We start from the raw sequence: 12403 nt of genomic DNA on the forward strand, positions 1-12403 counted from the left end.
ATAGATTACTACCCATACAGAAGGAGGGAAAATATGAGATTAACAGAAATAGAACAATGACCTATTTACGACTAAAGATAATGAACATTTCTATGAAGAAAGTGGAATTACTGTAAGAGGAAAAGATGATATAAAAAGAATTGGATATTGTACAAACTTAAATCTTGATATCATAGAAGAGGCAAGAAAAAATCATGTTGATTTAATAATAACTCACCATGATGCTTGGGAGTTCGTATATGGACTGAAAAAGGCTTGCAAAGAAAAGCTTTTGGAATATAATATATCACATTATTTTAACCATCTGCCATTAGATGACTGTGATTTTGGAACGAATAATTCTTTAATTGAAAAGTTAGGATTAGAAATTATTGAAAGAACTCATGAAGAGAACGGATTCTTTTGTGGGAGAGTAGCAAAATTTAAAGAAGAAATAATATTTGAAGAATTGGTTAAAAAACTAGAGGATATATTAGAAGAGCCAGTACAATCATGGAAATTTAAGGATGGAAAAATAAGAACAGTTGGTTTAGTCTGTGGAGGAGGAGGTTTTACTACAGATGTTCGGGAAGCAGTTGAGCGAAATTGTGATGTGTATATAACAGGTGAAAAGGTGCTATATACTATTGAATATGCCAAATTTGCAGGGATTAATTTAATAGTAGGAAGCCATACCTTTACTGAAGTATTTGGAATTGAAAGCCTTGCTATGAAAATAAAAGATAAGTATAAAGACATAGAGATAATTAAGCTAAATGAAGAACATCTAGAGGTGTTTCATAGTCTAATAAAGGGATAATTAAAGTATATATGACTTTTTAGTATAAATTAAAGAGATTACTTATATTGCTTATGCTTCCTAACCATAGAGATATGGTTGGGAAGCATTTTGCAGCATTAATACTTAGAATTAAGGTCTATTCTAACAGGATTACCTATTTCTATGCTATTATTTTTTATAATAGAATCATAAGCTAATATTTCAACACCATTTTCACTTGCAAGTTTAACAGCTTCAGAGAATTTACTATCCATTTGCCAATTTAATCTAAAAAGCTTTGGTCCCTTCATCTGTATTAGAAAGAATATAGTTCCTTTATATCCTTGTTTTACTGCTTCAATCATTTCCAATACATGTTTAGTTCCTCTTTCTGTAGGTGCATCTGGAAACATGGAAATATGATTATTTTCTAATGTTGCACCTTTTACTTCAATAAAACCCTTTTGCTCCTTAGATTCAAAATATATATCATATCTAGAACTTCCAAAGGTAACTTCTCTTTTTAATCTTGTTAAATCTTTAAATCCTTTAATTTTATTTTCCTTAAGGGCATGGTAAACTACTGCATTAGGGATTTGAGAATCTATATTAACTAACATATTCTCCTTCCAAACAGATATAATTGAGTATTTTGTCTTTCTATTTAGGTTATGAGTGCAATCTTCTAAAATAACTTTAGCTCCAGGTATTAATAATTCTTTACATCTTCCAGTATTTTTCACATGGACTGTTTCTTCTTTTTCATTTATAAGTACTTGTGCAATAAATCTATTTGGTCTTTTTAGAAAGATTCCTTCTATAATTTTTTTATATTCCATAATTTCTCCTTTTTATAACAATAATTAACTTATTATTTATTGTATCACTAGGAGAAATATATATCAATTTTTCAATAATAATGAAGTTTATGAGAAGTTGAGGAAACTTCTGCTTATATGTTTAATATAATATCTATAACTATTAGATCAGAGGTGAATGAAATGAAATATATGTATATTGTAGATTATGAAGATGGTTCTACAGTTAAAGGAAAAGTTAATGAGTGGATAGCTGAAAATGAAGAAAACATATTAGAAATTGTAGATATAGAATATAATCAGGAAGGAAATTTATACTTTGCTATAGTTTCTTATTTAGAAAGAGAAAAATAAAGATTAAAATATTTAATAAAAGAAGGATTTGACAAAAAAATGTAGAATATTTAATGTAGTATATAAATTAATTTATGCAAAGGAGATTACAATGGAAAGGTTTAAACAAAATAGAAATTTTATGAAATCTGGCTTTACGGAGCATATATTGTCAGATCAAGAAAAACAATTACCTCAACCACCACTACAAAAACCATATGACAATAATTTTGAAATAATTGAGTTGCCTAGTATAAACCAAGATATCATAGTAAAACAACATATACATAAGTGTATATCAGATAGGAAGACCAATCGTGAATATAGTAAAAAAGCTTTGACAATACGTGAATTATCTTATCTTTTGTGGGCAACTCAAAGTGTAAAAGAAATAAGGGGAGATAACTATGCAACAGTTAGACCTGTACCATCAGCTGGGGCAAGACATCCTTTTGAAACATATTTAGCTGTCCAAAATGTAGAAGGACTAAAAAAAGGTGTTTATAGATATCTTGCACTAGAGCACAAACTTTTATTTTTATATGAAGAAGATATAGAGGAGAAAATAATATCCGGAACTCTAGGACAAAAATTCGCTGGAACTGCAGCAGTTAACTTTATTTGGTCTTGCTTACCCTATAGAGGGGAATGGAGATATGATAAACTTGCCCATAAGGTGATGCTTATAGATGCTGGACATGTGTGTCAGGCATTATATATTGCTTGTGAAGCACTTGGATTAGGTACTTGTGCTATAGCCGCATATGATCAAAATCTTATGGATGCCATGGTAAAAGCAGATGGGGAAGATGAGTTTGTAGTATATATGGCTCCAGTAGGCAGAATTTAATAGTTCAGGCTTTTTATTATTCTACATCCCTCAAGTGAAGTGCTTGGGGGATAATATTAAATCATTTAAAACTTATATTCTAATTGGTATAGGGAGTGATTATATTGAATATGAAAGAAATAGAAAAAACATGTCCCCTTTGTGGAAAAGATAATAATTGCCAACATGGTGAAGAAGAGTGTTGGTGCCATACTGTTAAAATACCAGCAGCTATATTAGACATGATTCCTAAGGAGAAAAAAGGTAAAGCTTGTGTATGTAAGGAGTGTATTAATAAATATAAAGAACAATTGAATAGATAAATATAAATTTATAAAAAGAAAATATTTTACTTTAATATAGGTTGTTATTATTGTAAGATAGTGGAGAAATTTTGAAAAAGGTATTGCATTTAATCATATTCATATGTTATTATAAGACAATTTAATTTGCTAAAATTTAAATATAAGAAACTTAAAAATGCTAAATTCAATTAAATATGACAAAATTATAAATGTATTTATATCAAAAGAGGTGTAAAATAATGACAGATAAAAAAATAAGAGATTATGGAATTAATATAGGTACTTTTGCAACAGGAAATAACAACTCTATTACCGATGTAAAAGGTGTAAAGGTAGGTCATACTACAATAAATGATGGGGTTATAAAGACAGGAGTAACTGCAATATTACCACATGAAGGTAATATTTTTAAAGACAAGCTAATAGCAGCATGTCACGTAATAAATGGATTCGGTAAATCTACGGGGCTTATACAAATAGAAGAATTGGGTACTATAGAAACACCTATCATTCTTACCAATACACTTAGTGTTGGCACAGCTCATGAAGCCCTAGTAAAATATATGCTGAATCATAATGATGACATTGGCAATACAACTGGTACTGTGAATCCTATTATTTGTGAATGCAATGATGGAGAGATAAACGATATTAGAGGACTTCATATAAAAGAAGAACATATTTATGAAGCTATAGAAAAATGTGATATTGATTTTGCTGAAGGAAATGTTGGTGCTGGGACAGGTATGATATGTTATGGATTAAAAGGGGGTATTGGTTCATCATCTAGGATTATTGAGCTAGGAAATACACAATATACATTAGGAGTATTAGTTTTAAGTAATTTTGGTTCATTGAAGGATTTTGTCTTAAATGGGCAGCAGTTAGGTAATAAGCTAAGTGATAAGATAAAAGATATTAGTATAAAGGAGGACAAAGGATCTATAATTTTAATATTAGCTACAGATATTCCTTTATCATCACGACAAATTAAGCGTATAATAAAAAGGGTTTATCCTGGAATATCAAGAACAGGCAGTTATACAGGTAATGGAAGTGGAGAGGTAGTTATAGGATTTTCAACAGCTAATGTAATTGAGCATTATGAAGAAGAAGATATAGTTAATATTCAGGTGATTAATGAAAACAAGATAAATAAGGTTTTTAAAGCAACCGTTGAAGCAACGGAAGAAGCTATATTGAATTCCTTAATATGCTCTCATACTTCTACTGCTAGAGATGGGAAACCAGTATATTCTTTAAAGGATTTAATATAAATTTTAATTGGAGGAAAAATAGATGTTTGAAATTAATAAGATTTATCATGGATTTAAATTGATAGAAGAAAGTAAGGTAGAAGAATTACAGTCAGTTGCAAGGATTTTTCACCATGAAAAATCCGGTGCTAGGTTACTTCATCTAGAAAATGATGACGATAATAAAGTGTTTTCCATAGCATTCAGAACACCACCAACTGATAGTACAGGTGTGCCGCATATATTAGAACATTGTGTATTATCAGGCTCAAGAAAATACACAACCAAAGAACCCTTTATGGATATGTTAAAAAGTTCTTTGCAAACTTTTATTAATGCTATGACTTTTAGTGATAAGACTTTATATCCTATAGCTAGTAGAAATGAAAAAGATTTTTTTAATTTAATGGATGTTTACTTAGACGCAGTTTTTTATCCTAAGATATACGAGTTACCTAGTATTTTCATGCAAGAAGGTTGGCATCATGAATTATTTAATAAAGAAGATAAAATAACTTATAAAGGTGTTGTATATAATGAAATGAAGGGAGCTTATTCATCACCAGAGGAAATATTAGAGGAAAATATAGCTAAATCACTATTTCCAGATACATGTTATCAGTATTCATCAGGTGGAGATCCAGATATAATTCCTGAACTAAGCTATGAAGCCTTCTTAGATTTCCATAGAAAGTTTTATCATCCTTCCAATAGTTATATATACATTTATGGTAATGGAGATATACATAAAGAACTTTCATTTATAGATGAAAATTATTTATGCAGTTTTGATGAAATTAAAGTTGATTCCTATATCGAAAAACAAAAACCTTTTAAATTAAAAAATGAAATAAAAGATTATTATCCAGTTTCAATTGATGATAATGATAAAAACCGAGATTATCTAAGTCTGAACTTTGTTTTAGGAGATAATTCAGATTTAGAAAGCTATTTAATGAATAAGATTATCGGGCAAGTATTAATAGAATCACAAGCAGCACCTATTAAAAAAGCGTTGCTTGATGCTGGAATTGGTGAAGATATATTTTCAGCTGATGTTGGAGGATTACAGCAGGGTTTTGGTATAGTTGCAAAAAATACTTCTATAGACAAAAAGGAAAAATTTCAAGAGATTATATTTGATAGTTTAAATAAATTAGTTGAAGAAGGTTTTGATAAGAAGTTAATTGAAGCTAGTATAAATATAGTTGAATATGATTTACGAGAAGCATCTAAGTTTCCAACTAAGGGTATTATTTATAATATTTTATCCTTAAATAGTTGGCTCTATGATGGTAACCCTATAAGTCATCTTCAATATGGAGAAGTTTTAGATAAACTTAGAGAGAGTATAAGTACTAGTTACTTTGAAAATTATATTAGGGATAATCTTATTAATAATTCCCATAGCTCACTTGTTATAATACAACCTAAAAAAGGCTTAGGAGAAGAAAAAGAAAGAGATATAGAAAAGAAATTAGATAAATATAAAAAATCTCTTAGTGAAGAACAGATAGAAGCTTTGATTTTAGAAAATGAGAAACTTAAAGAAATGCAATTATCTGATGATACAGAGGAAGCTAAGGCAACAATACCTAAATTAGCAATATCTGATGTAGACTGGAAAGCTGAGATTGTCCCTCAAAGGGTTATAAAGGATAATGAAATAACTATACTTTTCCATAGTATATTTACAAGTAAAATTGCTTATTTAGATTTATATTTTGATACATCTATGGTAGAAGAAAAACTTATTCCATATATAAATTTATTAGCCGGATTATTAGGAAAATTAGATACAAAAACAAAATCCTATGGTGAATTATCAAATCATATTTATGTAAATACTGGAGGAATTGAATTTGATACTACTGCAATTATTAAAGATGAGAAAAATCATAGGTTTAGTCCTAAATTTATTGTAAGTGGTAAGGCATTAGGAGATAATATTCCTAAGTTAATACAATTGATTGCAGAGTTAATAAAGGAAACAAAACTGGAAGATCATAAGAGAATTAAGGAATTACTTCACCAAATAAAATCTAGAATGGAAATGAACATATTTAATAGGGGTAATGTTGTTGCCGCTGGAAGAGTAAGTTCCTATTTTTCAGCATCATGGAAATATATGGAGAAGTTAAAGGGCTTGGATTTCTATTGGTTTGTATCAGATATAATTGAAAGATTTGATGATAATAAGGAAGAAATAATATCTAATCTAAATAAAGTCTATAGTATGATATTTAATAGAAATAATTTAATTATCAGTTTCACAGGAGATGAAGAAGATTTATTTATTGTAAGAGATAATGTACAAATAATAACTGAAATATTATGCAAAGAAGAATTTATAGAGAAGCAATATGGTTTTACTGAAGAAAGATTAAATGAAGGGATACTTTCATCTGCCAATGTTCAATATGTGGCTAAAGGATATAATTTTAATAAGCTTGGCTATGAGTATAATGGTAGTATGAAGGTATTGGCTACTATATTAAATGGAGATTATCTGCACAATAGAGTTAGAGCCCAAGGAGGAGCTTATGGCGTTGGTATAAACTTTGAAAGAACAGGACATATGACTATCTTTTCTTATCGTGACCCTAATCTTAAAGAAACTATATTTGTATATGATAATATACATGAGTATGTTGCTAATTTAAAATTAAATGAATTGGAACTAACTCAATTTATTATAGGAACCATAAGCAGATTGGAACCAGCTATGACACCTCATATGAAAGGACAATTACAAACTATTAGATATATATCAAATATCACTAATGAAGATATTCAAAAAATAAAAGATGAGGTACTATCAACTAAACTTGATAATATTAAATCATTTGCTCCATTACTTGATTATACAATGAAACGAGATTATCTATGTGTATTAGGCAATGAAAATAAGATAAAAGAAAACAAAGAGTTATTTAACAACTTAGTAAGATTAATGAAATAAAGATAAGGGGACATGGTATATATACCATGTCCTAGTTTGAAATTAATAAGATAAAAAAATCTATAGGAGGTGAAGTATATAATGGATACTATTGGAATTATGGGAGCCATGGAGCTGGAAATAGAATTACTAAAGAATAAGCTAAACATAGATAGAAAGGAGAATATTGCAGGATTTGATTTTTATATAGGCTCCATAGATGGAAAAAATACTATAATAACTTGTTGTGGAGTTGGAAAGGTAAATGCGGCTTCATGTACACAAATTTTAATTGATAGATTTGGTGTGGATGGTATTATAAATACGGGCATTGCCGGAGGATTGCATGAATCAGTTAAAATATGCGATGTGGTAATATCTAATAATGTTACCCATCATGATGTAAACAAATTTCAGATGGAGAAATTTTTCCCCTATAAAAATTGTTTTGAGGCAGATGAAAGATTAATAGAAATTGCTAAAAATACATGTGAGCTGTATAAAAGTGAGAATTGGAATTATCATATTGGAAGAATAATTAGTGGAGAAGGCTTCATTAAAGATAGTGAAATAAAGAGAGGTTTAATTAGAGATTATTCACCACATTGTGTTGAAATGGAAGGCTCTGCAATAGGACATGTGGCTCATATAAACAAGATACCCTTTGTTATTATTAGAAGCATATCGGATAATGCTGACAATGATGCTTCTAATAGTTATAATGAATTTGAAACTATTGCAGCCAATAAATCAGCAGAAATAGTTTTGAATATGTTACAAATGCTATGATGGATTAAGGATTAAAATATAAATATAATCTAAATTGAAAATAAGTTATAAAGGAAGGATTAGTATGAAACTTAAATTCGGTAAATGCTCGGTGCAGTTTATAAAATCTGATAGCAGATTGTGCCGAGCAAATTAGTCAGTTATCAGTAAACTGCACTTTTAAAAATCATTTAATATATTTAAAAGGAGTGTAGTTTTATGAATTTAAAGAAATTAAAAGAAATTTGGAAATATGAAGAACAATATTCATTTAAAGGCTGGGATTTTTCTCATATAAATAATCGTATGGAAGAAGAAGCATTGCCATGGGATTATAAAAAAATAGTTAAGTCATATATTAGAGATGAAAAAATATTACTTGATATGGGAACTGGTGGAGGGGAGTTTCTTTTATCTTTAAATCCTGCACCAGGAAAAACTTATGTTACAGAAAGTTATTTACCTAATATAGAACTATGTAAAGAAATATTAACTCCCTATGGGATTGAAGTAAGACCCGTTTTTGATGATAGCCACTTACCATTTGATGATGATTACTTTGATATTGCAATAAATAGACATGAATCATTTTGCTTATGGGAGATTAATCGTATTTTAAAGCCAGGTGGATTATTTATTACTCAACAGGTTGGAGGAATGAATAATAGAGAAATATCAAAGTTTTTATTAGGGGAGTATCCTAATATAACTGATATTGACCTAAACCTTGATAAAATATTACAAGAAGCAAAAAATACTGGAATGAAAATTATTGATACAGGAGAATATTTTCCAAAAACATATTTTTACGATATAGGAGCATTTGTATTTTATGCAAAAATAATTGAATGGGAATTTCCAGGCTTTTCAGTAGAGAGATGTTTTGATAAACTTATTGAATTACAGGATAAGTTAGAAAAGCAAGGACATATAGAAACATTAGAACATAGATATTTTTTAATAGTAGAGAAACAATAACTTAGGAAGAATAATATGAGTTTTAAAGACTTATGTTAATAAATTTAAGGGATAGCATGATGTATGAGATATAATTTTAAAAGAACTAGGTGATGATAAATGAAATTGGTTTTAATATTTGGACCGCAAGCAGTTGGTAAAATGACAGTTGGACAGGAGCTTGAAAAAATAACGGGACTAAAACTTTTCCATAATCATATGACAATTGAATTAGTATCTCATTTTTTTAGCTATGGCTCAAAAGAAGGGAAAAGGCTAGTTAGTTTGTTTCGTCAGGAAATATTTGAAGCGGTAGCAAAAAGTGATTTGGAGGGGCTGATATTTACTTATGTATGGGCATTGGATATGCAAGAAGATTGGGATTATGTAGATAAGGTATGTAATATTTTTGAATCAAAAGGTGGAGAAGTATATTTTGTAGAACTAGAAGCAGAGGTAGGGGAAAGATTAGAACGTAATAAGAGTCCCCATAGATTAGCACATAAACCAACTAAGAGGAATATTCAATTTTCAGAAAGAGATTTAATAAGCACAATGGAAAAACATAGGTTGAATTCAATAGATGGTGAAATTAAAAAGGAAAACTATATTAGTATAAATAATACAGAGTTAAGTCCATCAGAAGTAGCACAAAGGATTAAAGAAAGATTTAAACTATAGCTATGTATGCTATCTATTGTATTTTAAACAGAGGATGGAAGGCAAATGATGATATACATTAATGGAGCATTTGTAAGTGAATAGATAAATGTGATTTAGTTGTTATTGATTTAACTGAAAAGGGAGTAGGTCTAGGTATTGAAGCAGGATATGCCTTTGCAAAGGGTATCCCAATTATTACCATAGCCAAACAGGGGTCAGATATTTCTGAAACATTGGGAGGAATATCTAAAAGAGTACATTTCTATGATGATATTGAAGATATAGATGTGTGTTTAATAAATTTTAAGTAATGGGGGAATTTAATATGTATTATGGAGAGAAAGTAAAATTAAGAGCATATAAAAAGGAAGATGTTAAATTAGCTTATGAATACATGAATGACAGTGAAGTAAAAAGGCTATTAGTAAATAAAATACCTTATCCAATGATATTGGAACAAGAAGAAAAATGGTTTGAGGGTCTTATGGATTTTAAAGATACCTATAACTTTGCAATAGAAGATTTAGACACAGGAAAATATATTGGAGGATGTGGAATAAATAATGTAGATTGGTTAAATAGGATAGTAACCATAGGTATATATATCGGAGATAAAAATTATTGGAGTAAGGGCTATGGTACAGATGCAGTGAGAACTTTAAATAAATTTATATTTGAGCAAATGAATATAAATAAAATAAAATTAAATGTATTTTCATTTAATGAAAGGGCAAAAAAATGTTATGAGAAATGTGGATTTAAAGTTGAAGGAGTTTTAAAACAGGAACTTTTTAGAGATGGTAAATACTGTGATGAATATATTATGGCTATATTTTTTGAAGATTGGTGTAAGGAGAGCCAAAGGAAATAACATTAAGATAAAGATAAATAAAGAAACTTGGAGGGAGAAAATGTTTTTTGTATTTGGAATATCTACAAAGGAAAAAGATATTGACTTTGTACAGACTATTATATGTCCAAGTTGTAACTCCTATGGACGGTTAGAAATGTTTATGACTTATACATATTTTAGCTTGTTTTTTATCCCTGTTTTTAAATGGAATAAGAAATATTATGTAAGAAGTACTTGTTGTGATAGTATATATACAATAGATAATAATCTAGGACAGGCTATTGAGAGGGGGGAGATGACAAACATTAAAGAATCTGACTTACATCCTATAAATATAAATTACCATAAACAACAAGTTTGTCCAAATTGCAATTATTCTATTGATGAAGACTTTGAATATTGTCCCAAATGTGGAAGAAAACTTTAAAAAATTTATTGTATGAGATAAAATGGAGGGTTGAGTTTGAAAATATATATAACTAGACATGGAGAAACTCAATGGAATAAGGAAGGAAGACTTCAAGGATGGAAAAATTCTAACCTGACTGAAAAAGGTATTAGAGATGCTAAAAAGTTGGGATATAGATTAAAAGATATTGATTTTGATTATATATATTCTAGTCCTCAAGAAAGAGCATTAAATACGGCTAAGTATATTAGGGGAGATAAGAATACAAAAATAATTACATTAGATTCTTTGAAAGAAATGGGATTTGGAAAATGGGAAGGAATGGAAAGTAGTGAAATAGAAGCACTATATCCAATAGAATATTTTAACTTTTGGAATAAGCCTCATTTATATAATCCAGTGGAAGGAGAAAGTTTTGATGAGTTATTTAGTAGGGTAAAAAATACATTAGAAGAAATAATAAATAAAAGTGTTGGAGAAAATATTTTAATAGTATCTCATGGAGTTGTAATTAAAGCAATTTATTCAATTATAAAAAAATATCCACTGGAAGAATTATGGAATTCCGTCTTTATAGAAAACAATTCATTAACTATAGCAGAAGTAGTAAATGGCAATATTAATTTTGTATTAGAAACTGATACTTCTCATTTAGAATAATAATATTTTTATATAGGAGTTGATAATATGACTATAGAAAAATTAAAAGCAATCATAGATGATAGTGACAATATCGTATTCTTTGGAGGAGCAGGAGTATCTACTGAAAGTAATATACCTGATTTTAGGTCTGCAGCAGGGCTTTATACTACATCAAAGAACTCTAAATTTCCTCCAGAATATATGCTAAGTCATACATGTTATAAAAGAGATACTAAGGATTTCTTTGAGTTTTATAAAACAAAGATGATTTATACAAAAGCGAAACCAAATCTGGCTCATATTGCATTAACAGAATTGGAGAGGAAAGGAAAACTTAAGGCTATAATTACACAAAATATTGATGGGCTTCATCAAATGGCAGAGTCAAAGAATGTGTTAGAACTCCATGGTTCAGTACATAGAAATTATTGTACTAAATGTAGTAAGTTTTTTACTCTTGAGTATATATTAGAAAATGAAGGAATCCCAATATGTGATGAATGTGGTGGAATTGTAAAACCCGATGTAGTACTATATGAAGAGAGTTTGGATATGGATATATTACATAAGGCTATAGAATATATTCAAAAAGCTGATGTGCTAATTGTAGGGGGAACATCTCTAATGGTATATCCAGCTGCAAGTTTAGTAGAATATTATAAGGGAAATAAGTTGATTTTAATCAACAAATCAGAAACTCATTATGATGAAAGGGCTTTACTAACCTTCAATAAAAGCATAGGAGAAGTATTAAATAGTATTTTATAAAGAAAGAATACATTAAAGTTCTTGATTAATCAAGGACTTTAATGTATTTTTAAGTAGATAAAACTAAACAATTGCAGAAAAATGCCGATATAAAATAAAGA

General features: G+C 28.9%; 14 protein-coding genes and 1 pseudogene. 13 read left to right on the plus strand and 2 right to left on the minus strand.

What is annotated here, in order from left to right:
• Window positions 1-94: 94 nt before the first annotated feature.
• A pseudogene (locus tag BUB33_RS11860) lies at window positions 95-799 on the plus strand (Nif3-like dinuclear metal center hexameric protein); the annotation flags it as partial.
• Between the two features lie 98 nt (window positions 800-897).
• Here BUB33_RS11860 and sfsA read toward each other — a convergent pair.
• On the minus strand, window positions 898-1599 hold the full coding sequence (gene sfsA, locus BUB33_RS11865) for a DNA/RNA nuclease SfsA (RefSeq protein WP_072976643.1): 702 nt from the start codon (window positions 1597-1599) through the stop codon (window positions 898-900).
• A 117-nt stretch (window positions 1600-1716) separates the two neighbouring features.
• Between sfsA and BUB33_RS11870 the strand changes: the two genes are divergently transcribed.
• The 8 genes from BUB33_RS11870 (at window position 1717) to BUB33_RS11905 (ending at window position 9648) form a co-directional block, all read left to right on the plus strand.
• Window positions 1717-1932: a hypothetical protein gene (locus tag BUB33_RS11870; RefSeq protein ID WP_072976644.1), complete on the plus strand. Its 216-nt coding sequence runs from the start codon at window positions 1717-1719 to the stop codon at window positions 1930-1932.
• A 91-nt stretch (window positions 1933-2023) separates the two neighbouring features.
• Window positions 2024-2761, plus strand: a complete 738-nt coding sequence (locus tag BUB33_RS11875) for a SagB/ThcOx family dehydrogenase (RefSeq protein WP_072976645.1) — start codon at window positions 2024-2026, stop codon at window positions 2759-2761.
• Window positions 2762-2871: 110 nt separating this feature from the next.
• Complete coding sequence (locus tag BUB33_RS11880; RefSeq protein WP_072976721.1) at window positions 2872-3063, plus strand: cysteine-rich CWC family protein; 192 nt, start codon at window positions 2872-2874, stop codon at window positions 3061-3063.
• 221 nt (window positions 3064-3284) lie between these two features.
• The gene (locus tag BUB33_RS11885) at window positions 3285-4322 is read left to right on the plus strand and encodes a DmpA family aminopeptidase (protein WP_072976646.1); all 1038 of its coding nucleotides are present in this window, start codon (window positions 3285-3287) and stop codon (window positions 4320-4322) included.
• Between the two features lie 22 nt (window positions 4323-4344).
• Window positions 4345-7263 carry an insulinase family protein gene (locus BUB33_RS11890; protein ID WP_072976647.1) on the plus strand — a complete coding sequence of 973 codons (2919 nt, stop codon included), beginning with the start codon at window positions 4345-4347 and terminating at the stop codon, window positions 7261-7263.
• A gap of 81 nt (window positions 7264-7344) precedes the next feature.
• The gene (locus BUB33_RS11895) at window positions 7345-8031 is read left to right on the plus strand and encodes a 5'-methylthioadenosine/adenosylhomocysteine nucleosidase (protein ID WP_072976648.1); all 687 of its coding nucleotides are present in this window, start codon (window positions 7345-7347) and stop codon (window positions 8029-8031) included.
• Window positions 8032-8229: 198 nt separating this feature from the next.
• Window positions 8230-8988 carry a class I SAM-dependent methyltransferase gene (locus BUB33_RS11900; RefSeq protein WP_072976649.1) on the plus strand — a complete coding sequence of 253 codons (759 nt, stop codon included), beginning with the start codon at window positions 8230-8232 and terminating at the stop codon, window positions 8986-8988.
• A gap of 99 nt (window positions 8989-9087) precedes the next feature.
• Window positions 9088-9648, plus strand: coding sequence for a DEAD/DEAH box helicase family protein (locus BUB33_RS11905; protein ID WP_072976650.1), 561 nt, complete (start codon window positions 9088-9090; stop codon window positions 9646-9648).
• A 58-nt stretch (window positions 9649-9706) separates the two neighbouring features.
• On the opposite strand, the gene BUB33_RS16780 is transcribed toward BUB33_RS11905, so the two are convergent.
• Window positions 9707-9832 (minus strand): hypothetical protein, encoded by a 126-nt coding sequence (locus tag BUB33_RS16780; RefSeq protein ID WP_268807682.1) that lies wholly within the window; start codon window positions 9830-9832, stop codon window positions 9707-9709.
• A 123-nt stretch (window positions 9833-9955) separates the two neighbouring features.
• Between BUB33_RS16780 and BUB33_RS11915 the strand changes: the two genes are divergently transcribed.
• Genes BUB33_RS11915 through BUB33_RS11930 form a run of 4 tightly spaced genes read left to right on the plus strand, consistent with a single transcriptional unit; the run spans window position 9956 to window position 12302 of the window.
• Window positions 9956-10501: a GNAT family N-acetyltransferase gene (locus BUB33_RS11915; protein ID WP_072976651.1), complete on the plus strand. Its 546-nt coding sequence runs from the start codon at window positions 9956-9958 to the stop codon at window positions 10499-10501.
• Between the two features lie 40 nt (window positions 10502-10541).
• The gene (locus BUB33_RS11920; RefSeq protein WP_072976653.1) at window positions 10542-10910 is read left to right on the plus strand and encodes a zinc ribbon domain-containing protein; all 369 of its coding nucleotides are present in this window, start codon (window positions 10542-10544) and stop codon (window positions 10908-10910) included.
• A 36-nt stretch (window positions 10911-10946) separates the two neighbouring features.
• Complete coding sequence (locus BUB33_RS11925; RefSeq protein WP_072976655.1) at window positions 10947-11552, plus strand: histidine phosphatase family protein; 606 nt, start codon at window positions 10947-10949, stop codon at window positions 11550-11552.
• A 27-nt stretch (window positions 11553-11579) separates the two neighbouring features.
• Window positions 11580-12302, plus strand: coding sequence for an NAD-dependent protein deacylase (locus BUB33_RS11930; protein WP_072976658.1), 723 nt, complete (start codon window positions 11580-11582; stop codon window positions 12300-12302).
• Window positions 12303-12403 lie beyond the last annotated feature (101 nt).

The organism is Tissierella praeacuta DSM 18095, assembly GCF_900128955.1.
Lineage (GTDB): Bacteria > Bacillota > Clostridia > Tissierellales > Tissierellaceae > Tissierella > Tissierella praeacuta.